This window comes from Paenibacillus sp. RC73 (assembly GCF_044908085.1).
Taxonomy (GTDB): domain Bacteria; phylum Bacillota; class Bacilli; order Paenibacillales; family Paenibacillaceae; genus Paenibacillus; species Paenibacillus terrae_A.
Genome location: NZ_JBIYCV010000004.1, coordinates 363962 through 388092, shown reverse-complemented (window position 1 = coordinate 388092; position 24131 = coordinate 363962). Strand labels below are relative to the sequence as shown.

Annotated in this window: 23 protein-coding genes, 5 tRNA genes and 1 pseudogene; 4 read left to right on the top strand and 25 right to left on the bottom strand. The window is 48.6% G+C overall.

The genetic code is table 11. From position 1 onward, the window contains the following. The first annotated feature begins 51 nt into the window (after positions 1-51). Positions 52-273 carry an XRE family transcriptional regulator gene (locus ABH897_RS11840; protein ID WP_134910706.1) on the top strand — a complete coding sequence of 74 codons (222 nt, stop codon included), beginning with the start codon at positions 52-54 and terminating at the stop codon, positions 271-273. A gap of 127 nt (positions 274-400) precedes the next feature. On the opposite strand, the gene ABH897_RS11835 is transcribed toward ABH897_RS11840, so the two are convergent. The 6 genes from ABH897_RS11835 to ABH897_RS11810 all read right to left on the bottom strand — a co-directional run bounded on the left by ABH897_RS11835 (position 401) and on the right by ABH897_RS11810 (position 2386). After that, complete coding sequence (locus ABH897_RS11835) at positions 401-784, bottom strand: helix-turn-helix domain-containing protein (protein WP_014280376.1); 384 nt, start codon at positions 782-784, stop codon at positions 401-403. A 96-nt stretch (positions 785-880) separates the two neighbouring features. Further along, complete coding sequence (locus ABH897_RS11830) at positions 881-1255, bottom strand: helix-turn-helix domain-containing protein (RefSeq protein ID WP_283655066.1); 375 nt, start codon at positions 1253-1255, stop codon at positions 881-883. Between the two features lie 185 nt (positions 1256-1440). Then, entirely contained in the window at positions 1441-1896 is a 456-nt protein-coding gene (locus ABH897_RS11825) for a MarR family winged helix-turn-helix transcriptional regulator (RefSeq protein ID WP_283655065.1), read from the bottom strand. A gap of 163 nt (positions 1897-2059) precedes the next feature. Beyond that, positions 2060-2142 (bottom strand) — tRNA-Leu (locus ABH897_RS11820). Between the two features lie 15 nt (positions 2143-2157). After that, positions 2158-2233 (bottom strand) — tRNA-Lys (locus tag ABH897_RS11815). Positions 2234-2314: 81 nt separating this feature from the next. After that, positions 2315-2386 (bottom strand) — tRNA-Glu (locus ABH897_RS11810). 245 nt (positions 2387-2631) lie between these two features. Between ABH897_RS11810 and ABH897_RS11805 the strand changes: the two genes are divergently transcribed. Then, positions 2632-3390: a DeoR/GlpR family DNA-binding transcription regulator gene (locus ABH897_RS11805; RefSeq protein ID WP_044644752.1), complete on the top strand. Its 759-nt coding sequence runs from the start codon at positions 2632-2634 to the stop codon at positions 3388-3390. A gap of 47 nt (positions 3391-3437) precedes the next feature. After that, on the top strand, positions 3438-4310 hold the full coding sequence (locus ABH897_RS11800) for a Cof-type HAD-IIB family hydrolase (protein ID WP_283655064.1): 873 nt from the start codon (positions 3438-3440) through the stop codon (positions 4308-4310). Positions 4311-4439: 129 nt separating this feature from the next. On the opposite strand, the gene ABH897_RS11795 is transcribed toward ABH897_RS11800, so the two are convergent. From ABH897_RS11795 to ABH897_RS11785, 3 genes are all read right to left on the bottom strand, one after another. Next, positions 4440-4528: transfer RNA gene (locus ABH897_RS11795), tRNA-Ser, on the bottom strand. A 1-nt stretch (position 4529) separates the two neighbouring features. Next, positions 4530-4605, bottom strand: a tRNA-Asn gene (locus tag ABH897_RS11790). A gap of 44 nt (positions 4606-4649) precedes the next feature. Further along, positions 4650-5150, bottom strand: coding sequence for a SprT family protein (locus ABH897_RS11785; protein WP_283655063.1), 501 nt, complete (start codon positions 5148-5150; stop codon positions 4650-4652). A 160-nt stretch (positions 5151-5310) separates the two neighbouring features. On the opposite strand from ABH897_RS11785, the gene cmpA reads away from it, so the two are divergent. Continuing rightward, complete coding sequence (cmpA, locus tag ABH897_RS11780) at positions 5311-5445, top strand: cortex morphogenetic protein CmpA (RefSeq protein WP_007429337.1); 135 nt, start codon at positions 5311-5313, stop codon at positions 5443-5445. 101 nt (positions 5446-5546) lie between these two features. Here the strand turns inward: cmpA and ABH897_RS11775 are convergent, their stop codons facing one another. The 16 genes and pseudogenes from ABH897_RS11775 to iolA form a co-directional block, all read right to left on the bottom strand. Then, positions 5547-7769: a Tex family protein gene (locus tag ABH897_RS11775; RefSeq protein ID WP_283655062.1), complete on the bottom strand. Its 2223-nt coding sequence runs from the start codon at positions 7767-7769 to the stop codon at positions 5547-5549. Positions 7770-7951: 182 nt separating this feature from the next. After that, entirely contained in the window at positions 7952-8302 is a 351-nt protein-coding gene (locus ABH897_RS11770; RefSeq protein ID WP_007429335.1) for a type II toxin-antitoxin system PemK/MazF family toxin, read from the bottom strand. Positions 8303-8308: 6 nt separating this feature from the next. Further along, entirely contained in the window at positions 8309-8590 is a 282-nt protein-coding gene (locus tag ABH897_RS11765; protein WP_007429334.1) for a CopG family ribbon-helix-helix protein, read from the bottom strand. 294 nt (positions 8591-8884) lie between these two features. Further along, positions 8885-10081, bottom strand: a complete 1197-nt coding sequence (gene alr / locus ABH897_RS11760; RefSeq protein ID WP_283655061.1) for an alanine racemase — start codon at positions 10079-10081, stop codon at positions 8885-8887. A 261-nt stretch (positions 10082-10342) separates the two neighbouring features. Then, a complete protein-coding gene (locus tag ABH897_RS11755) occupies positions 10343-11665 on the bottom strand; it encodes a LolA family protein (RefSeq protein WP_283655060.1) in 1323 nt (440 codons plus the stop codon). Positions 11666-11781: 116 nt separating this feature from the next. Further along, a pseudogene (locus ABH897_RS11750) lies at positions 11782-12088 on the bottom strand (hypothetical protein). 244 nt (positions 12089-12332) lie between these two features. Beyond that, positions 12333-13205: a class II fructose-1,6-bisphosphate aldolase gene (gene fba / locus ABH897_RS11745; RefSeq protein WP_349361956.1), complete on the bottom strand. Its 873-nt coding sequence runs from the start codon at positions 13203-13205 to the stop codon at positions 12333-12335. A gap of 53 nt (positions 13206-13258) precedes the next feature. Beyond that, a complete protein-coding gene (iolI, locus tag ABH897_RS11740; RefSeq protein WP_283655058.1) occupies positions 13259-14110 on the bottom strand; it encodes a 2-keto-myo-inositol isomerase in 852 nt (283 codons plus the stop codon). 105 nt (positions 14111-14215) lie between these two features. Continuing rightward, a complete protein-coding gene (locus ABH897_RS11735) occupies positions 14216-15091 on the bottom strand; it encodes a sugar phosphate isomerase/epimerase family protein (protein WP_192510392.1) in 876 nt (291 codons plus the stop codon). A 138-nt stretch (positions 15092-15229) separates the two neighbouring features. Continuing rightward, positions 15230-16258, bottom strand: coding sequence for a bifunctional inositol 2-dehydrogenase/D-chiro-inositol 1-dehydrogenase (iolG, locus tag ABH897_RS11730; protein ID WP_283655057.1), 1029 nt, complete (start codon positions 16256-16258; stop codon positions 15230-15232). 32 nt (positions 16259-16290) lie between these two features. Continuing rightward, positions 16291-17718: a sugar porter family MFS transporter gene (locus ABH897_RS11725; protein ID WP_283655056.1), complete on the bottom strand. Its 1428-nt coding sequence runs from the start codon at positions 17716-17718 to the stop codon at positions 16291-16293. A 5-nt stretch (positions 17719-17723) separates the two neighbouring features. Beyond that, the gene (iolE, locus tag ABH897_RS11720) at positions 17724-18629 is read right to left on the bottom strand and encodes a myo-inosose-2 dehydratase (protein WP_283655055.1); all 906 of its coding nucleotides are present in this window, start codon (positions 18627-18629) and stop codon (positions 17724-17726) included. A 17-nt stretch (positions 18630-18646) separates the two neighbouring features. After that, a complete protein-coding gene (iolD, locus tag ABH897_RS11715; RefSeq protein WP_404592026.1) occupies positions 18647-20557 on the bottom strand; it encodes a 3D-(3,5/4)-trihydroxycyclohexane-1,2-dione acylhydrolase (decyclizing) in 1911 nt (636 codons plus the stop codon). 14 nt (positions 20558-20571) lie between these two features. Then, complete coding sequence (iolC, locus tag ABH897_RS11710; protein WP_404592024.1) at positions 20572-21588, bottom strand: 5-dehydro-2-deoxygluconokinase; 1017 nt, start codon at positions 21586-21588, stop codon at positions 20572-20574. Positions 21589-21610: 22 nt separating this feature from the next. Beyond that, positions 21611-22447, bottom strand: coding sequence for a 5-deoxy-glucuronate isomerase (gene iolB, locus ABH897_RS11705; RefSeq protein ID WP_404519874.1), 837 nt, complete (start codon positions 22445-22447; stop codon positions 21611-21613). Between the two features lie 15 nt (positions 22448-22462). Continuing rightward, positions 22463-23926: a methylmalonate-semialdehyde dehydrogenase gene (gene iolA / locus ABH897_RS11700; protein WP_404592022.1), complete on the bottom strand. Its 1464-nt coding sequence runs from the start codon at positions 23924-23926 to the stop codon at positions 22463-22465. Between the last annotated feature and the right edge of the window lie 205 nt (positions 23927-24131).

The window sequence follows — 24131 nt, the reverse complement described above, 5'->3', positions numbered from 1 at the left end:
TTATTATAACACACCAATTATTCCGCAAGAATCCGTAAGGGGCGATTTCACTTGAACAACAAAATGCCTGTCACCTCCTTAGGGTGGGCCATCAAACAAAGGCTTGTCGAACTTCGGCTGGATCAGAAAACATTTTGTGAAACGCATAACATCCCGCCTTCACGCTTGTCCAATCTGATTCACGGCACCCGCAAAGCACAAAGGTACAGAAAACAAGTTGCTGCAATCCTCAACATCGACGATAACGATTATAAGGAGGCATCACCACTCTGAAACCAACGATGTGAGCGTCCCCCAAGCATGCGGCACGCTATAACATCGGCAACCCAAATAAACTCGTCAATCGAACCCGTCGGTCCGTTTTACGGGTTTTCAACCTGAGTGATCTTTAGCGAGAAGATCATTCAGGCTGTGTTTTGTCATTCTCACCTTTTTGCTTACGATATTTCGCAAATTCCACATATTCTAATATGAAATTCTGTTCTTCTGTATCCAGATCCTCTGCCTGGCAATTCAATGGCCCCATCACTCCAAAAAAATAAGCAGCCTTCTGCTCCTGAAGTACACCCTCACCCGGTTTGACGCCTTTCATTAACCAATCCAGCGATACATTAAAAAAGTCCGAAATCTGGATTAAATGCATCGTTCCCGGCGTTGTTTTACCTCTTCTCCAGTCTCCAAGATTACCCGAGCTGATTTTGAGCTTTTCACAAAACGCCTTCTTCGTCATTCCCCGATCCTTAATCAAGGCTTCAATTCGCTGATAAATCGTTTGGTCTCCCAAAATTATCCCCTCCGACACCCTAACTTTTTCTTGAACTATTCCCAAAATTTCAACCATACTTATTCGGTTATCATTACTTTAATATTCCGCACCCGATTATTCCGTAGTGGAACCTTCCTGCCTTTTCTCTTTACGAAAGCGGGTAAATTCAATATACTCAAGTATAAAATCCTTTTCCACCTCGCTAAGCGATTCCCCCTGGCAATCCAGTTGCCCTGAAACTCCAAAAAAATAAGGGTCTCTCGACTCCCTCAGCGCCTCACCCTGCACATTGCGCCCCAACATGATCCAATCCAGACTGGCATTAAAAAACGAAGCGATTTCAATGAGCTTATTCGTGCCTGGCGTCGTTTTTCCTCTTTTCCAGTCCCCAAAGTTCCCTGTACTAATACCCAACTGCTCGCAGAACGCTTTTTTTGTCATTCCACGTTCCTTGATAAGTTCTTCAATACGTTGGTAAATAGATTGCATAGAAGTTCCTTCCTCCCCAGCAGACTCTCAAATAACCATATCATGTCCCCTGTTCCCATTTCAAAGATCACGTGTGCCAAAATTGCCGAATTATGTATGTTGGCTTTCATTATACCACAATATGCAACAAAAACCGCCTATTTTCCGAAGAAAATGGCGGCCCTCAGTCAGCTCGTGTACACCCATTACAAATTATAGTTGTCAATTTTAAGTAGAATCTGCTTCAATTCGTTCAAAGTTTCACTCAAGTGTGATAAATCTTCTTCTGGCAGAAGCACCAGTCTCTCTTGAATTTTATTGGAAAAGGTATGAAATACCTGTTCACAAAAAGCATCGCCTTCTTCTGTAATCGCCACGTTCACGACTCTGCGATCCGAGTCACACGACTGGCGGTCAGCCAACCCAAGCTCCACCAGCTTGTCCAGCAGAGGAGTCATGTTCGGGCGTGAGACATTAAGTAGTTTGGACAAATCAGATACCGTAGACAAACGCACTTCTCGCAGCAACAGTAATGCCTGAAAGTTATTAGGCGACAAATGTAATGGGAAATCGAGCGGACCGTAGGTGAAAAATTTCTTCTTCACCATTGGAAACAAGCCCAAAATATTTTCTGATATATTCCCTAACAGTTGAGTGTCCATATTTTTCACCATCACTTCATCAGTTTATACTTATCATTCTATAACATTATGGCTTTATATTATACTATGGAATCATTATTTCTTCATAATAATTACTTTATTACATTACTGCACAAACAAAAAAAAGCCTCTACTACCAGAGACTTTTCCGTTTATTCATTGATGCGGTCGAGAGGACTCGAACCTCCACGAGCATACGCTCACTACCCCCTCAAGATAGCGTGTCTGCCATTCCACCACGACCGCATAATAAAATATAAATGGTGAGCCATGAAGGACTCGAACCTTCGACACCCTGATTAAAAGTCAGGTGCTCTACCAACTGAGCTAATGGCTCATGCTGTTCATCCAAGATGTCCGCCATCAGACTTCAGGAATTTCCCTTAAGCATATAACATGTAGTCCATAAAGACAACAATGACCCGTAGGGGAATCGAACCCCTGTTACCTCCGTGAAAGGGAGGTGTCTTAACCGCTTGACCAACGGGCCGCATTTTTAAACACCAACTTGGCGACAAGAAAGAGTATATCAAATAGAAGAATGAATGGCAATACTTATTTAAAAAAATTTAAAACAAGTAGTTTACCGAAAATTAAACCGCATTTTCACTTACGTAAATTTGCTCTTTTCACATTAATCAGAAGCATAAAAAGAGATTATATTGCAAAATAACTTAACTTTACTTATAATCACTTACATAATACCGAAATCATTTTGAACACAAGGAGCTTTGTATGTATCAAGAAGAACGGATGCTAAAAATTGTGGATTACCTACAGCTTCACAAGCGTATTTCGGTGGATGATATTTGTGAATTTTTTAATGTATCACGAGATACGGCCCGCCGGGATCTGGTAAAGCTAGAGGAGCACCAGAAGATTATTCGAACCCGTGGCGGTGCCCTTCTGCCTACACTGGATCATGAATTAACCAGAAACTATAAAGAGAGACTGCTCACCGTATCCGCAGAAAAACAAATTATCGGACAAATAGCTGCCAATATGGTTCGTGACGGAAATCGCATCATACTCGACTCCTCCACCACTGTGCAGGCATGTGCCGAAAGACTCCATGTACAGGAGTGCTCGGTCATTACCAATTCGATCAATCAGGCTGATGTTCTTTCCGAAAAGGACGGCGTTTCCATTCATCTGCTCGGCGGACGCTTGCAAAAGGAGCACCGTTTTGTCTACGGTTCCTCCGCCATCGCTACCCTGTCCCGCTATTTTGTAGACAAAGCTTTTGTTGGGGTCGGGGGCATTTCTCTCCATGGACTGAGCATTAATCATGAAGAGGACGGTATGCTCAAGCACCAAATGATGAAACAGGCCGATCAGGTGATCATTCTTGCGGATCACTCCAAATTCGGCAAAAACCTTTCTTACCGCTTTGCCGATTTATACGAGGTGGATATCGTTATCACCGACCGCTTGCCAGACCCGGCCATGCTGGATGTTTTTCGCCGTCATGATGTTGAAATTATTGTTCCGTAAAGGAAGAAGTTGCATGAGACATAAAGAAGAAGACAGGAGATGGAGAAATGAAACTGTTTGCGATTGATTTGGATGGAACTCTGCTAAACGACGAAGGAAAAATAAGTAAGGTGAACGCGGACTCAATCCGCAAGGCACAGCAGCAAGATATTCAGGTAACCATTGCCACGGGCAGAGCCGCTTATGATGCCTGGATCAAGCTGGAGGAAGCAGGACTTGTCACCCCCGTCATCGGGGCAAACGGCGCGACCGTACACGATGCACAGCGTCGCCAGCTAACCTCTACGCCTATGGACCGGAATGAAACGTTTGAAGTGCTTAGCTGGCTGCGCGAAAACGATTTTTATTATGAGGTCATGACAGACCGCGCTATTTATTCTCCACAAAACGGTCATCAGCTACTGGCTGTTGAAATGGATCGCCTGTTAAGCGCCAATCCGGATATTTCGCTGGATGCTCTGTTACATGCAGCCGAAAAACAATATGAACAGACCGGACATACCCGTATCCCCTCGTATGAAGACATTCCGCTGGATGTAGAGATTTATAACGTGCTGTGCTTCTCCTTTGATCAAACCAAGCTGAACCGGGGTCGTGAGCGTTACCGGGATTTTCCCGGCCTGAACATGGTCATTTCCTCAGACCGCAACTTCGAAGTCGAGCATAAGGATGCTTCCAAAGGAAACGCACTACGTTATCTGGCAGATTATTTGAGTATTCCCATGGAGGAAGCCGCAGCGGTAGGAGACAGCTATAACGATATTTCCATGCTGACAATGGTAGGTAAAGGCATCGCTATGGGCAATGCAAATGACGACATTAAGGCCGTCTGCTCTGAAGTTACCCTGACCAATGTAGAGAATGGCGTAGCTCATACTCTCCTAAATATACTGGATCAACTTACGAAGCCGACCTTTTAAACTAAAAATTCACATGCTGTGCCACTTTTTAGATCATCGTTATTTTCAGAATCGAATATAGACAAAAAAAGACGCTCGCAAGCATCATCCGATGCATACAAGCGTCCTTTTTCTGATTTGAAAAACCAACGGAGAGAGAGGGATTCGAACCCTCGCACCGCTTTCGCAGCCTAACCCCTTAGCAGAGGGTCCCCTTATAGCCACTTGGGTACCTCTCCATGGCTCCCCGAACAGGACTCGAACCTGTGACAACTCGATTAACAGTCGAGTGCTCTACCAACTGAGCTATCAGGGAACATTACTGTAAATTATCATACAGTATATTTAATTTACCATGATTCAGGGGGTGCCGTCAAGTGCCAGCAGACGAAGTTTACCTCCGCATTTGCCGCAGCGGTAACGCTGCGGGTTCATTTTACGCTTCCGTAAGTATTCCTGACTACATGAGGCGCACACCAGCTTGTAGCGATAGGGCTGCGGCTTCCGTTCCGCTCTCCCCGGTAGAGTTTGGCAATGCCTGCTCCCTCCTACACGGGCCAACCATGCTTTGAAATCCGCATCTCGGTGCTGGTAGCCCATCCCGCGCAAATGCAAATGATAATGGCACAGCTCATGCTTAATAATTTTTTCCACCTCGGGCCGCCCGTAGGCTGCAAGCTGATGCGGATTAATTTCAATATGATGGCTTTTCATAAAATATCGACCGCCTGTGGAAGACAGACGCGAATTAAAGCTGGCACGATGGCGAAACGGTACGCCAAAACTCTCCATTGAAATGTGCTCCACCCATTCCTGAAGCTCTTCCTCGCTCATGGAATTGCTTATGGACTTGGACTCCATCCTTCCCCAATCCCCTCCTTTGCTCCATACTGCCAAGCATATTACAAAATAGCGTCCAAAGTCTAACCCTCAATTCATAAGCCATTCAATTGATAAGCACACTTTAGGCACCCACCCCATATGCTAAACATACAGATGTAACGCAGAGGAGGAGATTGGCTTGCCTCAATGGCTCAGCAACCAGCTTATGCGGGCCTTTTACAAAAAGGACCGGCGCCAGATCAAACTGTTGAATGACTGTTGGTTTTTTTATCATAAAGCACCGGGTGTAGAGTTTGATGCCAACAATGGGTAGAAGTTCAGGGCAGTAAAAAATGAAGGCCGGAATCTCCGAAGTGGTTCGGAGATTCCGGCTTTTGTTATACCCTAAAGGCGGTTATACGGATTTGTAGAGTATTATGCCTGCGATTGCGCTTCTGCCGGAGCTTTCATCGTCAGACCGACCCTGCCTTTTTTCAAGTCTACATTCAGCACCCACACGGTTACGTTATCACCAACGGATACGACATCCATCGGATGCTTGACGAAGCCGCTGCGCAGCTGCGAAATATGAACCAATCCATCACTCTTGATGCCGATATCGACGAACGCACCGAAATCAATTACATTGCGGACGGTTCCCTGAAGCTCCATGCCCGGTGCCAGATCCTCGATCTTGAGCACATCCTTACGGAATACAGGCAACGGCAGCTCGTCACGCGGGTCGCGGCCCGGACGCTGGAGGCTGTCCAGAATATCCTTCAACGTCGGCACGCCGACTTTCAGCTTCGCGGCCAGTTCGTCAATGCTGGACACGTTCAGCGCTTCCGTCGCAGCCTTGGTGCCCAGATCGTGGGCGCTGATGCCCAGTTCAGCCAACAGGCGGTCTACGACAGCATACGATTCAGGGTGAATCGGCGTGCGGTCCAGCGGATTTTCTCCACCCGGTATACGGATAAAACCAACCGATTGCTCGTAGGTTTTCGCGCCAAGACGCGGTACCTTTTGCAACTGACGACGGTTGTTGAATTTGCCGTTTTCCTCACGGTATTTCACGATATTTTTGGCAATTGTCGAGTTAATGCCCGCTACATAGGACAGTAATGCCGAGGAAGCGGTATTCACATCCACACCGACATGGTTAACTGCCGATTCAACAACATCCTTCAAGCTTTCATCCAGATGCTTCTGTGACACATCATGCTGGTACTGGCCTACACCAATGGCCTTCGGCTCAATCTTGACCAGCTCGGCCAACGGGTCCTGCACACGACGTGCAATGGATGCCGCGCTGCGCTCAGCCACGTCCAGATCCGGGAACTCCTCCTGCGCCAGCTTGGAGGCGGAATAAACGCTCGCGCCTGCCTCATTGACGATCAGGTACGCCAGGCTGCTGTCGCCAATATCTGCGATGACTTCAGCCACGAATTGCTCTGTTTCACGCGAAGCCGTTCCGTTACCGATGACGATCAGCTCAATGCTGTATTTGGCAATGAGCTGCTTGAATTTCTCGGCAGCCTCACGCTTTTTGTTGTTCGGCGGTGTCGGATACGTCACCGCGACTTCCAGCAGCTTGCCCGTATCATCTACGACCGCCAGTTTGCAGCCTGTCCGAAACGCCGGATCGACACCGAGCACACGGCGGCCCTTGATCGGGGCCTGTAACAGCAGGCTCCGCAAATTGCCCGCAAAGATAGAGATGGCCTGCTGCTCGCCCTTCTCTGTCATTTCAGCGCGCACCTCACGCTCAATAGAGGGTGCGATGAGCCTTTTATATGCATCCTCAATGACGTTGCGCAGCAGCTCTTCCACGGCGGATGAGCCTTTAATCACTTGACCTGCGACGTAATTGTGAATCGAATCGGGCGCTACCTCCAGTCCGACCTTGAGAATGCCTTCACGCTCTCCGCGATTAATCGCCAAAATACGATGAGGCGGCATTTTCTTAGCCAGCTCACGATAGCTGTAGTAATTCTCGTAGACAGACTCTTGCTCTGCATCCTTCGCTTCGGAGGTTAGCATGCCATGATCCAGTGTATATCGACGCACCCATTGGCGAATACCCGCGTCGTCCGCTATATTTTCCGCTAAAATGTCCAAAGCTCCTTGTATTGCCGCCTCAGCGCTGTCCACTCCCAGTTCCGCATTCACATAGGACTCAGCTTCCTTCAGAGCATCACCCTGCTTCGGCTGACTCCAGATCCAGATGGACAACGGCTCCAGCCCCCGTTCCTTCGCCACACTCGCGCGGGTTTTGCGCTTTTGCCGATATGGACGGTACAGGTCCTCCACTTCCTGAAGCTTAACCGCAGCAGTGATGGCAGCCTGAAGGTCTTCTGTCAGCTTGCCCTGCTCATCAATAATGCGAATGACCTCTACCTTGCGGTCCTCCAAATTACGTAAATACAGCACACGATCTTCAATTTCACGCAGCTGATTTTCATCCAGTTCCCCAGTCATTTCCTTACGGTATCGTGCGATAAAAGGAATCGTATTCCCTTCATCCAGCAAACTGATCGTCGTCCGGATTTGCTTGAGTGCCAGCGACAGCTCTCTCGCCACTTGTTTGACAATCCGCTCCTGGCGTTCTGCTTCGTTCGGCTCCTGCCGGACTTCCATCTTCGTTTCCTCGTTAGACAAAGCTATCCCTTCTTCCTTACAACTCTTGTCTTTCATCATGTCTTTCATTATCACAAAAAAAGAATCAAAGCGCCAGCACGTAACGATGAGGCCAGGCCCAGCCTGCATTTTTCATCGGACACGCAAAAGGACAGCGCCCACGCGCTGCCCTTTTCCCGTTTCACTCGTCGTTCCAAAAATGCCTAAAAATCAATCAAACCAAGACTGATTTGTAGCGAATCGCTCACTTTGCGCATGGTTTCTTCATCCAAATGGGTGATTTTGTCGGTAAGCCTTTGCTTGTCAATCGTCCGAATTTGCTCCAGAAGAACGACAGAATCGCGATCAAAGCCATGCGTCGCCGCGTCGATTTCCACGTGTGTGGGTAGCTTCGCCTTTTGAATCTGGGCGGTGATGGCCGCCACAATCACGGTGGGACTGAACCGATTGCCGATATCATTTTGGATGATCAGCACAGGTCTGACGCCACCTTGCTCGGAACCGACTACGGGTGAAAGGTCTGCAAAAAAAACGTCGCCGCGCTTTACGATCAATATGGATTACACCCCGCTAACTGTACGGCCCAAGGTGCTGTTTGCATCTTCCTCCGCATGAAAGGCTTCGGAGGCCATGGTCAAGTTAATTTTAGCCATCTCCATATAACCACGCTGCATGGCTTCACGAATGTAACGTTTCTTACGTTCGCCCACATACAGCTTCATGGCCTGCCTGATAAATTCACTACGGTTGGAATTTTCCATGGCTACGATCCCGTCCACTTCCTGCAAGAGATGATCCGGCAAACTGATCATTATTCTTTTGGTGTTCTGCAAATTGGCCAACTTCTCTTCCACCCCCAAAACCTTGTCGCCATTGTACCATTATAACGTTATTCCCGGTAATTTATTCAAACGGAATACAAGAGAATGTATATGATATTCGTATATCATCTATGCTGTATTCCATTATAAACTACGCAGTTCGTTTTCGTACAGGCGTTTGATCCCCGAAATACAAGTGTCAGCGGAGCCTGATGCGTCGTTTTGACAGTTACAGCGCTCTTTTCTTTCCTTTGTACATATTTCGGGACGTTCTGCGAAAACTCCTGCTTTTATCCGGTAATTTGCGTCATGAAATTAATCCCAGCGGGTTGGAAGAAGCGAATTCACTCGAACGACAGGAGTATCTCCCCGTGTATAAACACGCGGCACCCTGTGTGCGATCATGCAGATCACCTCATAGTGGATGGTACCCAGCTTGGATGCCAGCTCATCCGCCGCAATCGTTTCGCCGGACTGCTGGCCGATGAGAACAACCTCTTCGCCGATTTGAATTTCTTCCGCATCCTCTGCGAAAGATTGTAAGGATACCATACACTGATCCATGCAAATGGTGCCGAGCACCGGGACGCGGCGGCCGCGTATCAATACTTCGATGTTCCCACTCAGCATGCGGGAGTATCCATCCGCGTAGCCAATCGGCAGTGTGCCAATTCGTTCTTCCTCAGTGGTCACGTACCGGGTGCCGTAGCTAACCCCCCAGCCGGGAGGGAGCGTCTTGGTGTAAACCACTGCCGTCTTTAATGACAATACAGGCAGCAACTCAATGGCTTGCCGATTAACCTCATCAGATGGATACAGGCCGTAAATACTGATGCCAATCCGCACCATATTGGGGGAAAGCGCAGGGGTATCAATGGTGGCCGCGCTGTTGCCCGTATGTATAATGGGAATGGTGATGCCTTGTTCCCTTAGCGCTTCCGCCACGCCCTGAAACCGATTATACTGTTGCAGTGTATAGCTTTTGTCTTGTTCATCCGCGCGGGCAAAATGGGTGTACATGCCTTCCAGCAGCACTTGCTCCAACTGGTGAGTCTGCCGGACAAAGGCAACTGCCTCTTCTCCAGGCAGCAGGCCCAGTCGTCCCATGCCGCTGTCTATTTTGATGTGCACCTTCAGCTTGCGTTCGCTTCCTTTGCGGTCCAGTCTGCGAATACCCTCCAGCACTTCTTCACTGAACACAGTCAGTGTAATATCATGCTCCCAAGCCGTCTGCACAGCTTCGGGCAGGGTATAACCGAGTACAAGGATAGGCAGTCTGATCCCCGCCTGCCGAAGCTCCAGCGCTTCGTCCAGAAAAGCGACGCTCAAGTAATCCGCACCAAGGCGTTCCAATTCCTTTGATATTTCCACGGCACCGTGTCCATAGGCATTAGCCTTGACACAAGCCAACAACAGCTTATCCGCTGGCAATGCCCTGCGAAAAGCCTCATAGTTGGCGCCAAGGTGATTCAGGTTGATTTCGGCCCGGGTCGATCTGTATTGTGCTTGCAAAATCCAGTCACCTTCTTCAATTGTTAGCCTGTAACATAGCCTCTTACCATTCGAAATGGCAAAATCCTTACTTCCAAAGGTTAATGGTAATGTTCAGAAACGTGGCTGTCAATGGCAGATGGCGTTTGCCAGCATCCTCCATAAAGAACATGACTCCCAAGCGAGCGGTGCACACCTCTAGACCTCGAATGAACAAAAGACGGATACGGGCGGAAGCAGAGTAAAATACACTCTAAACCGTCTGCATCCGTCTATAAAGTTTTATTTACCCGATTGATCCTGTATAGAAGCGGCAATTTGTATCATTTCGCTCACGGGCAGGTCAGCACTGGTAATACGGAACTCTATGCCGTCATTCATCCAGGTCATCGTCTGCTGCTCACTACCCGTCAGAACAGCAAAGCTTCCTCCAATATCGACCAGTTCACCCGCAGCCAGCGAAACGGCCCGATCTTTCGGACGCGCCTCCACTAGCGTATAGTTATACGTCCCACTATACCGTAGCATCACCGCATGTGTACCATTGTCCTCCAGCTCCGGCGTATCCTTAATCTGTACCCCGGCCGGCGTATAGGACGGTTCAATCAAGCCGAACTCACCCATCACAGCTTCAGCAGCATCCGTGCCTGCCGATGTCCCTGTTGCTGCATCAGATGCACCCGGGGTTTGCTGCTGCGTCTCTGTGTTGCCCGCTGTATCCGGCTTGGCCTCCGTATCCGTGCTGCCCGTCGCGTCCGCGCTATCCGGTTTTGACGTATCGCCTGTGGCAGCTCCATCCATCGACGCTTCTCCTGACGGCTGCTGTGCCTTCTCTCCTGCTGTTCCCTGCACTTGTCCTTGCTCGCCCGAGATTACGCCAGTCGTGCCATCAATCGTACCTGTAGGATCTAGTTGCCCGCTGGAATCCACTGCTCCGGCCGAAGGCGTCCCTTCATTTCCCTTACCTGTTTTTCCAGAAGCCATATTGCGCTCCATATCAAAAGAGTCCTTGTCGAACTTCGTATCAAACGCAAATTGATCGAATTTCAAATCCACAACTACCTTCGCATTCGCATCAGATACCTGTACCTGAGTGGGTGCATAGTTATTTTTGGACAGCCATATTTTTTGCCTTACCAGCGCGTGGCTGTTGTAGTTTGCCGCTACATCGAACACATAGGATTTATCGTCCGAAGCCAGCTGACGTGAAGCATCGCCGATAATACTGCGAACCAGCGTTTCATACAAATATACCTGGCCCTGGTTGTTCGGCCAATCGCTTTTAAAGCGGAAGCTCTTATTCAGACTGGGCGTCAATACGAATACACCCTCATCATTTCGCAACACGATCTGAGTAACATCCTTTTTCTCATTCGTCATGGCAATTCGGTAATAGGAAGGCTTGCGGTAGGAAATGTCCACCTTGTACTCCTGCGGCGTGTCGCCGGTATGCAGCGTCATCAAAGCTGTACCGTGGTAGCTGTTCAGGTCACTCACCACGTCACTCAAATCCTTAACCACATCATCCGCGCTCTTCTTGCCGCACCCGGCCAGCAGCAGCGTTACACACATGACCATGGCAAGCATCCATGAAATCCGGCGCATATCATCAACCCCTTCAGCACATGTTTTAAATGAATTAGTACATGTCTATGAAGGACTTGTTCGATTTATGCAGACTGGCATGACAAGCTTGAGAGCTTGGATGGCGATTTGTATTGCTACAAAAGCTTTTGAACACTAATGATAAATTCATACCAAAAATACATCGAAAAACCGATTAAAACAACTCCGGCACTGATCGTGACCCACTTAATTGCCGTTCGATTCATCGCTTTTCGAGTAGTTGCTACGATAGTCATTAAGCCTAAATCATGAATCAGAATACCAGATTTCCAGGTGAAATAGCTACGAGCAACCCATTTTTGTATGAAGAGAACAACGTTTAGTAATAAAATTAACTTTCATTCCTCCAAGGCCCACAATCCATCCATGCATAAACCCGTTCTTTAGCCCTTGTTTCGTCATCTCAACCGTAATCGTACCCACAGGCAGTGCTATAGAAAAGCCCAGTAAAACATATGTAAAAAGCAATCCCGTTACAAAACCTCTTTCATTAATAATGTATAAAAATACATTGTATACTATGGAAAATAAAAATCGATACATTTTGCCTACTTTTTGCGCACGAAAAAAAGCCGTTCCCTACACGGTAAAATCCGCACAGGAAGCAGCTTTGAAATTACTTTGAAGGCTGTGTTCTCTAATCGCATTACACGGTAAAACGCGCATCTGCCTTATGACTCGTGCCAAACTCTTGCATCTTCCCTTTGACCACAGCAGTAATCGCTGCCGTACCCGGTGTGAGAATTGTTTTCGGATCATAGACATGGGAATCACTCGTTAATACGTTACGAACGGCCTTAGCCCAAGCCTGAATGCATTCGGTATTGACGTTGATTTTGGCGTGGCCCAATTCAATCGCCTTGGTAATCTGATGCTCAGGGATGCCGGAACCACCATGCAGTACAAGCGGGATGCCCGTCAATTCCGAAATATGCTTCATTTCAGCAAAGCCCAGCTTGGGCTCTCCCTGATACGGCCCGTGAACCGAGCCAAGGGCGGGCGCCAATGCGTCAATTCCCGTTTCCTGCACCATGCGTGAGCATTCCTGTGCATCCGCGTACCGGATTCCGCCCACCAGCCCGTCTTCCATCCCTCCGACCGTACCGACCTCTGCTTCCACAGAGACCTTATAAGGACGCGCATAATCTACGACTTGTCGGGTCATCGCTATATTGACATCAATCGGATCATGAGAACCGTCAATCATCACCGAGCTGAACCCGGCATCAATCGCTCGCTTGCAGTTCTCTACCGTCCTGCCATGATCCAAATGAAGCGCCACCGGAACGGTAATCGACATTTCCTCCATTAAGGCGCTGACCATCACTGCAATCGTCCGATAGCCTCCCAAATATTCTACCAGCCTGTCGGAAGCAGCCACAATGACGGGGGCATGCTCTTCCTCGGCTGCCTGTAAAATCGCTTTAGCCCATTGTAAACCGTTTAAATTGTACTGTCCCACCGCATATTTCTCGTCTTTGGCTTTGAGCAGCATCTCTTTCATGGACACGAATGGCAACGGCATAGTGGCCCTCCTTTCCGGGTATCTCTATTTCCAGATCATCTGACCGATTATCTGACTTCCTGCCGAATCTCATAAACGCCGGACACCGCCTGAATGGTTGTCTCTTTGGCCGTCCGGATGGCTTCCTCGGCATCCAGCTCATAATATTCCGGCCGGAACAGCTCCACCGATACAACGTCCGAGAAGCCAATTCCTTTTAAAGTGGACAAAATGCTCTCCAAATCAATGGCGCCAAGTCCCGGCCATACCCGGTCCTCATCGGTCAGAAAACCAATTGGGAAATCCTCGGTGTCGTCAATGTGCAAAATAAATATTTTCGAGCCGTCCGCCTTTTGCAAATCCTCCAAACGTGAACCCATCGCATGGAAATGGAAACAATCCAGCACCAACCCAACATTAGCCCGATCCACCGCCTCGACAATATCGTAAGCCTGACCAAATGTATTAACTGTACATTGCGGATGCCCCACAAACTCGACCGCTATACGGATGCCGTAAGGCTCAGCTAAATCCGACAGCTCTTTCAAAACAGACACAGCGCTTTGACGAATATCCTCTTTGCGTATTTTTTCTTCTGTCACCAGCGGAACGGCTACGATGTATTGAATCCCCAGTTTTTGGCCTGTAACGAGCATTTCTTTAAATTCACGAATGATTTCCTGATATCCGGCTTCGTCACGATTGTTGAAAAAGACTAACGCGTTGAACGCCAACGGCTTAATATGATGAGTGTTGAAATACGCTACCAAATCGTCAATCGTATGATCCTGCAAGTATTCCGGTAATTTATCCATCGTGCGAATTTCAATGTAGTCGTAGCCGTGCTGTTCACAAAGCTCCAAATCCTTCACCAGATTGGAATTTTGCAGGGTCGTCGCCTGATTAAAACATAGCTTCATCGTCTGCACCTCTCTCCTGTTATGAGGAAACACCGTAGTCCCAGTTCGAACGGGTCTGCCCAAGGCGTTTCGTAAAATATCTTCAAGTTCCGGTTATTGCCTTGATCATTTCGTCGGTGACGCAAGTCCCAAACCATCTTTGATTTTGTTCAGCATAAAGGTGCTGGATTCATCTGCCTTTTCCATCCAGGCAAATACGGAGTTGGTGGCAATTCCGTCGAATTTCATCTCTTTTAACTTACGGAAGATGGTGTCAAAATCCACTTCTCCCTCGCCAATGTTCAAATGCTGATGGACCGTCGCTTCGACGCCGGGAGGGTTGACGATATAACGCAGGCCGTCAGCAGCTTTGTGGTTAAATGTATCTGCAAACAGTACATGCGTCAGGCGGTCGCCTGCATAGTCGAACATGGGCGCAATATCGCCAATCCCATCATCATAGAAAAAGGTATGCGCCGTGGAATACACCAGGTTAATCCAAGGTTTGTCGAGCGCCCGAATCATATCCACTGCGCCCTGATTGGTTTCGATAAAATCATACGGATGCGCTTGCAGATTCAATTTCACGCCTTCCCTCTCAAAAACCGGAAGCAGCTCATCCATGGATTTGATAAACTTTTCCTCGCAAATATCCGCGTTAAACTTGGAGCCGTTAAATTCGCTGTTCATCAGGTCCACATCCAGCTCCACCGCGATTTCAATGGCACGCTTCCAGTTCCGCACGGCAGCCTCGCGGCGATCTTCGTCTGGTCCGGCCCAATAATATAGCGGCAGCAACGATGAAATTTTCACTCCTGCGTCGTTTAGCCACTTTTTCAGATTTTTAATCTGAGCCTTATCGACCTTGGGATATTTGTAAAATGGACAGAAGTCCTCACGAGGTGACAATTCAATGTAGTCATAGCCCAATTGCGCCGTTTTATCTACCATTTCTTTCAACGGGATATTTTTGTACAGGGTTGGGTCCAACGCTAATTTCATATTTCATTCCTCCATTTTTTGTGATGATTTTTTAGCCTTACATCAAAAGCTGTACCAGACAAGCATATGAGCATCTAAGGCGCTACGGGGTCGGATGAAGTCACACACAAATTTTTCGCTATAAGCCTGTTTTCGTGATTATTGATGTACTACGTTTTGGTAGAAGGCTGGCTTATCTCCGATTGTAACCGCTTCCTTAACTCCGCTTGCTTGTGCCTTCACACACGCATCGGCTGTCACTGCGGCAATGTAGCCGTCCCATGAGGTTGGGCCTTTCGGTTCGCCTGTTGCCTTGATCGAATCAATGAAATCCTGCAACTCCCGGTCATAGGCATCTATAAAGCGTTGCTTCCAATCCATCAGCAAATCCACGCCCAGTTGAGCTTCCTTGCGGTACACAATGCCCGGCACCTCTGGCAGCTTCGCTACACCCTCTTCACCAATAATCTCGCATTGGATGTCATAGCCGTATTTGCAATTCACGAACACCTCGGCTTGAATAGCGATCCCGCCTTTGGTTTCCAGCATAATAATTTGAGGGTCCTTCAAATGGCTTGATGCATGGCGCGTTTTCTTAGGATATACGACCTGTACGGAGGTATAATCATCATCGACGAGCCAGTGCAGCACATCTATTTCGTGAATCAGCGTATCGGTAATCGCCATGTCAGTCGTGTAGTTATCGTCTACTTCCGGATTCCGGTGTGCGGCGCGGATCATGAGCGGCTCTCCGATAAAACGATTGTCAATCGCTTGCTTCAATTGCTCGTAGCCCCGGTCATATCGGCGCATAAAGCCCACTTGAACCAGTCGCTTGCCATGCTTGATCTCTGCTTCCACGATGCTTTTGCAGCCTTCGGCTGTCGTAGCCAGGGGCTTTTCACAAAAAACGTATTTTCCTGCCGCAATCCCCGCCAGCACGCTCGCCTCATGTGCAGGTCCCCAGCTCGTAATAATGATCGCATCTACATCGGATGCAGCAACCAGTGATTTATCATCCGGGTACACGACGGCATCCAGCTTGAATTGCTCAACCGCACTTTTGGCAGCTTCCGGGTTCACGTCTGTGACTGCTACAATTTTACCGCCGGACAGGTTGTTGGTAATTCGTCTGATATGCTCGCGTCCGATGGCTCCCGTTCCAATAACTCCAATATTTAATGTCATGTTGTTGCTCCTCCTCTAATTCATCTGTACGATTATTTCATTTGCACGATCTCTTCAAGATGCTTGCCAGCAACGGGCTGTTTGCCGTGATTACGGAAATTATGCTCGACTTGCTCCAATGTAAGCCCTTTCGTTTCTGGCAGGAATTTTTTGACGAACAGGATTGCGAGAATGCCAAGTACGACGAAAATGTAAAATGTTGTGGACAATCCCAAGCCCCCGAGCAAAACCGGGAACAACAAGCCAATAATAAAGTTCACAATCCAAAGGAAGAAAACGGTTAGTCCCATACCAAAGCCACGCAAACGAAGCGGGAATATTTCCGACAGCATCAGCCAGGTAACCGGAGAAATGGCTCCCTGTTGGAAAGCAAGGAACGTGACGGTCAATGCCAATACTACATAAGGCAGGGCAGGTGATCCTGCTAACGTGCTGGAGAAAATGGAAATGAGCAGCAGCGCCGAGGTGGTCCCGATCAGCCCCGTCATGAGCATTGGACGACGGCCCACTTTGCCAAGTAGCCATATCCCTACAAAGGTCGCCAGTACGGAAATCGCACCGTTAGCAATGTTGCCTATCAGAGCGGCCTGGGTTGCAAACCCCGCATTTTTTAATATTTCGGTGCCGTAATACATGATGGAGTTCACGCCTGTAATCTGCTGAACCACCGCGATACCAATACCGATAAGCAAAATACGACGTACCCAGGGAACCGCCAAATCCTTAAAACCTGCTTTTTGGATATCAGACTCTTCTGCCAGATTGGTTTTGATTTCTACCAATTCGCTGGATGCCTGCTGTTCATTACGAATTGTTTTCAATACGTCCAGAGCCTGATCATTTCTGGCCTTAGATACAAGCCAGCGTGGACTTTCTGGTACACGCAGCATACCGAAGAACAGGAATAAGGCGGGTAGCGCTGCAATGATGAGCATATAACGCCATACATGTGGATGCTCGCCCATCGTTGTACCGAGAATAGCATTGAAAATAAAAGCAAGCAGCTGACCACTTACGATCATTAATTCGTTTTGGGTGACGATCCGGCCGCGCCTGTCGGCGGGAGACATTTCCGCCAGATATGAAGGCACGGTTACGGATGCGCCACCAACAGCTAACCCGAGCATAAAGCGGCATATAATCATCACCGTGATGTTCGGTGCGAGCGTACAGCCAAGCGTGGAGATAAAGAACAGGATAGCGAGGTACAGTATATTTTTTCTGCGACCGTTGTAATCGGATAATCTGCCGCCGAACACTGCACCAAACGCAGCGCCGAACAGCAGCGCGCTGGCAACTAAACCTTGTGTAAGCGCTGTAAGATTAAGCTGATCTTTGGCTGACATGTAAGGAAGCGCACCGTTAATAACTCCAGTGTCATATCCGAACAGCAGGCCACCCAAGGTAGAAATGATGACGATCTTGCGCAAAAATGTATTTTGAACTGCCCCGTTACTCAATTCGTTCACCTCTCCTCTGTCTTCCCTAAAGTGTGAGCAAGTAAAGCTTCATTAATATACTTGCGAGCGATCAGCGCGTACTCCAGAGGGTGCGCAACCGCCGGGTCCTGTTCCGCTTCGACAACAATCCAGCCGCTATACTGATGCTTCAAGAGCACTTCGTACACTTTGCTGAAATCGATGCATCCATCGCCAGGGACCGTAAACATGCCCATCAGGAAGGAATCACGGAAAGATTTTTTCTCTTTTTTACAGCTATCCAGCACTTTCTTGCGTGCATCCTTGAAATGCACATGCTGAATGCGGTCCATATGCCGATGCAGCAGCGTCAGGTAGTCTCCATCTGACACATAAATATGGCCTGTATCATAGAGCAAATGTACATACTTCGGGTCGGTATTTGCCATGAGACGATCTACTTCTTCCAGCGTCTGCACACCTGTTCCCATATGATGATGAAATACCAGCTTTAACTGATATTGCTCTGCAATCCTGCCCAGCTCATTCAGCCCTTGGCACAACTGGCTCCATTCTTCATCTGTAAAATAAGGCTTGTCGGAAAAAACGCATCGGCCTGTGCCTTGTATGCTGTATGTTTGCTCGGAAACAACTGCCACACTGGCATGCACCTGCTGCAAATAAGCACAATGCTTGTGGAAAGCCGCCGCTGCTTCCTCGATACCGTCACGAATGATGTAGCTGCTGAACCACTGTCCGGCAATTTTCAGATTGCGTAGCTGTAATTCTTTATTCAGGATTTGGGGCTCAGGGAAAAAGCCGCCTACCTCTGTTCCGTCAAATCCAGCAACGACAATGTCACTAAGTAGATGCTGAAGCGTGTTGTCTGCCCCGATTTCCGGTATATCATCGTTTCGCCAGCCAATCGGGGCAATCCCCCACAAAATAGACATGAGCCAGACCTTCCTTCCTAGTATTGTTTGGCGTTTTCCAGCTTTTTCTCTTTGGCCTCATACGCCTGTTGTACGTTGTCTGAATCAGATACTTCGGCTACACCGACATGCCACCAGCTATCATAGCCATCCGTCATTGTCTTCGGCAGCACCTTCAGTTCAATGAGTGTGGAAACCGTCTGGTTTTTCGCGTCTTCGAGCGCTGCTTTTAATTCCTCTACCGTATTGGCACGGTAAGTCTTCGCTCCATAGCCTTCGGCTACTTTGGCATAATCTATATTGAGAATCTGATTGTCATGTGTACGGAATTCACAATAGTAGCTGCCGCTGCCATGCTCCATCTGCAAATTGTTAATACAGCCATAGCCCGAATTGTCGAATAGCACAATGTTGATTTTCTGATTGTATTGAATCGAAGTAATCAGTTCGGAATGCAGCAGCAGGAAGCTGCCATCACCTACGATGGAGTATACTTCCTTATCCGGTTCCGCCAATTTCAGTCCCAACGTGCCGGATACCTCATACCCCATGCAGGAGTAACCATATTCGAGATGATAGGTGTTCGGGACGGCAGGATTCCATACGCGCTGCAAATCCCCCGGCAAAGATCCGGCTGAGCTAATGATGATACTGTCTGGCGCAATCGTATCGTTAACTGCGATCAAAGCCGTCGTTTGCGGCAATTCGGTCTGGAGAGCGTCCGCATATTCATTCAGCACTTCCTGTGTAAACTGGTTTTTCACCTCTGGTGTAAAGCCTTCTCGACTAAAGGTCACTTGGCTTAGACGGTCACGTTCGGCTAACCAATCCTTCTTCAACTGTGAAATGGTGTCTCCCCACGTGCTTGTGTAGCCTTCCAACCGGGAGCCAAGCTGTTCCAGCGTTGTTTTGGCATCTGCGACAACCTGAAATGCATCCAGTTTGTACGCTTGCATACGACTGACATTGATATTCAGGAACCGGGTCGTATCCCACTCAAAAGCCGTTTTCGAGGATGTGGCAAAATCGGTGTATCTTGTGCCAATCCCGATGATCAGATCCGCCTGTCGCACCGCCGCATTTGCTGCTGCCGTTCCGGTGATACCCACGCCGCCCAGGTTGTTTGCAAACGTGCTTTCCACCGTCGATTTCCCGGCCTGTGTTTCGACCAGCGGAATCTGGTATTGCTCGGACAGCGCGATCAAAGCTTCGCGTGCCTCAGAGTATTTAGCACCGCCGCCGACCAGAATCACGGGCTTGCGGCTCGCCTTTAAAATATCTGCCGCACCCTGTAATTCCCGTTCGGACGGCAGCTTGCGGTCGATATAATGAATGCGCTTACTAAAAAACGATTCTTCGTAATCGAATGCTTCGCCCTCCACATCCTGAGAAATACAGATCGTTGCTGGTCCTGCCGTGGCCGGATTCGTCATCGTTTCGAACGCCCGAATCAGGCTGGACATAAGCTGCTCGGGGCGGGTGATGCGATCCCAATAGCGGGACACGGGCCGCAGCGCGTCATTGGTCGTGATGGCTGCGCTGTGCTCCTGCTCCACCTGCTGTAGCACCGGATCAGGCTGGCGTGTAGCAAAGGTATCCCCCGGCAGCAATAGCACAGAGATGTTATTCGCCAGCGCCGTACCTGCGGCAGCCACCAAATTGGCTGCGCCCGGTCCGACAGATGTTGTGACTGCATATATTTTTTTCCGCAGTAGCTGTTTGCTGTACGCAATGGCTGCATGGGCCATACCCTGCTCATTTTTGCCCTGAATAATCTTCAAGTGACCTGATTCCTGCTCCAGTGCCTGACCGATTCCCAGTACGTTTCCGTGTCCAAAAATGTTAAATATACCTTCTACAAATGGAAACTCTCGGCCATCGATATGCACGTATTGCTGATTCAAAAAGCGTATTAACGCCTGTGCGGTCGTCAAACGAATTGTTCGCATCGTCTGCTCTCCTCCTATCTGTACTGTTTGGCTTCATTCTCCGCGATCAGTTGCTCGATCTCTGTGGCTGTCGGCATGGCATCGGAAGAACTGTGCTTGCTCACCACAATAGAAGCCGAGGCGCTGCCGAATCTAAGAGCCGTTTCAATATCCTTGCCCCGCAAGAGTGCATACAGGAACGCGGAGGCATAGGAATCGCCTGCACCAAATGTTTTTAAAACCTTCGTCTTATAGGCTCGGCCGCTGAACGTTTCTCCTGTGTTGGTATAAGCGTAGGAGCCTTTGACCCCATGCTTGATCACGATTAACTCCGGTGAATGCTGAAACAGATAGCGAATCGTCTGCTCATTGGCTTGCTCTCCCTGCTCATCGTCAGCCGTTTGATTTTCCAAAGCATCATATTCGTCACGAGTGCCTATAACTACATCTGACTGCTCGGCAACCAGTGCGTAGTACACTGCCGTTTCCTCCGGTGTGGCCCACGAATACGGACGGTAATCCAGCTCAAACACCACTTTAACGTCATTTTTCCGTGCCAGACTTACCGCTTTCAGCACCGCCTCGCGGGAGGGACTTTTGGACAAAGCTGTCCCTGACACGAGCAACAGCTTGGCTTTGCGGATATATTCCTCATCCACCTCGGACGGGGTCAGGTACAAGTCCGCCACATCCTGACGGTACATCAGAATACTGCATTCATCCGGACTTTTAATTTCGGTAAAAGCCAGCCCGGTCTTGTGCCCTTCCTGATCCACCACGATATTGGAGGTATCAATGCCTGTGTTGCGCATGTATTTTTCAATAAAACGTCCATGCTGGTCGTCAGCAATTTTGCCAATAAATCCGGCCTTCAAGCCCAACCTGCAACCCCCAATCGCGATATTCGCCGGGGAACCCCCTACATATTTGGTAAACGTCATCGTCTCTTCCATCGGGCGGTTATATTCCGTTGCGTTCAGATCAATACAAGCTCGACCGATGGCAATCAGATCATATTCTCTCTCGGTGGGACTGTTGAATTCATATTTCACGGGCTGTTTCTCTCCTCTCCGGTTAACGCTTCAATATCCATTCATGCGCAGGATCATTATGAAACTTCCAAATACGTGTCGGTCCAGCCATGACATTCAAATAATAGGACGTATAACCGTCCGGCACACCCACCGGATGATATCCCTTCGGTACAATGACCACATCGCCGTTCTCCACGGTCATCGTCTCATCCAGCAAACGGTCATCGGTATAGACACGCTGAAACACAAAGCCCTGTGGCGGGTTGATTTCATGATAATAGGTTTCTTCCAGCAATGATTCATCTGGCAGACGATCCCGGTCATGCTTATGCGGAGGATAGCTGGACCAGTTTCCGCTATCCGTGAACACTTCAACCACTAACAGACTGTTCGCACCCGGATCGGAATCCGGTAAAATGCTATGCACCGTGCGTTGATTATGATACTGCCCCCGATGCTCCACCTGATTATCTGCAGCCCGAATGAGCCGGGTCGGTAGCTGCTTGGTCGAAGGAGAGTAGCATAACGCAATCCGGGCTGGCGTGACCGCCTCCACCTGAAAAGCACTATCATTGGATACATACACACTATCGGTCGGTATTTTCTCAAACACGCTCGTTCGCGTGCCTATATTCTCATAAGTTTCTCCCTGCGCGGTAACATGAATGTGGCCTGTGACCGCCACAATACAGCATTCCATTTTGCCCAGTTCCTCGGCGTACACTTCACCCGGAGCCAAATCCACGATTTTAAAACCGATATAGGATAATCGCGAATTACTCGCTGTTACATCATGGACGAGGGTCCCCGTTTTCGTAGTTGGTGTAGTTGTTGGAGCTTCGTTATTCGTGCCTGGTTTCCGCAGCAATTTGCTCATCTCTCTACTCCCCCCTCACTCAAAAACAGGCTTGGGATACCGCGCTGTCACAACCTTTTTGCGGGTATAAAATTCTACCCCATCCTTACCGTTGGCAGGTAGTGTTCCGAAGAATGAGGATTTCCATCCCGAGAAAGGGAAGAAAGCCATCGGTGCGGGTACACCCAGATTTACGCCCAGCATGCCTGCGTCGATATTTTCACGGAAATAACGAATCGCTGACGCATTCGTAGTGAAAATACATGCTCCATTTGCAAATTCAGATTGGTTGGCAATGTCTACCGCTTCCTGGAGATGCTTCACACGGATAATGGACAGCACAGGAGCAAAAATTTCTTCCTTCCAGATCGTCATGTCCGTAGTTACGCCATCAAAAATCGTTGGCCCGATAAAAAAGCCTTCGTCCGACACACGTTCACGCCCATCACACAATAAAGTGGCTCCTTCTTCAATGCCTTTTTCAATGTAGCGAATGGTTCGTTGCTGATTTTCTTCCCGAATGACCGGACCGAGGAACACCCCATCATCCAGCCCATTGCCGATTTTCAGGCTCCCTGCTTTTTCTGTCAGCTTGACTAGAAGTGCGTCCGCAATTCCTTCCTCCACAGTAACCACGGCGCATGCCATACAGCGCTCACCTGCTGAACCAAAAGCCGAAGCTATAATGTTCGTCACCGTATTGTCCAGATCCGCATCATTCAGCACAATGGTATGGTTTTTCGCTCCCGTAAGAGCCTGAACACGTTTGAGATTTTCACTACCACGCTTGTAGATGTATTCCCCTACCGGCTTGGAGCCGACAAAGGAAATCGCCTTGATCTGCGGATGATCCAAAATACCGTTGACCACATCATGAGCGCCGTACACCACGTTAAATACACCCTTTGGCAGTCCGGCTTCCGTAAACAGCTCCACCAGCTTTTCAGTTAACAGCGGCGTTCTCTCGGAAGGCTTCAAAATAAACGTATTTCCCAGCGCAATCGCCATCGGGAACATCCAGCACGGTACCATCATTGGGAAGTTAAAAGGGGCAATGCCGCCAACCACTCCTATCGGATACCGATAGTTCGCCACTTCCACATCCGTTGCAATTGTCGCCAACGAGTCACCCATCATCAAGGTAGGCGCTCCAGCGGCAAACTCCACATTTTCGATCCCACGTCCAACCTCACCCAACGCTTCGGACAAATTTTTACCGTTCTCAATGGTGATCAGGCGGGCCAGCTCTTCTTTGTGCTGTATGAGCAACTGTTGGTAATTGAACAAAATGCGGGCTCGGCGCGGGACAGGGACCTTCTTCCACTGTTCAAAGGTACGGGCGGCAACCTCTGCCGCGTAATCTGTATCCTCCTGCGTCGAAATCGGCACCAGCGCTACAACCTCTTTCGTAGCTGGATTGTATACTTCCTCATAACGTGTTGTTTTGCTCTCTACCCATTCTCCGTTAATGTAGTTTTTCAGTTTCCGTGCTTCAGACATACATTGTTCCTCCTTGCGGCTATTTGGTTGATGCTGAAGTAAGCTCTTGGTTACATTGGGACAAAATTCATTCACAGGGGTGCTAAACCATGGTGTTCATCCCTCTTTTCATCGTTTGTTTGTTATCTTTTTGTTATGTTTTGGTCATAATATGATAACATCATAATATTTGAAGCGCTTTCAGTCAATACGTAATTTGAATTTT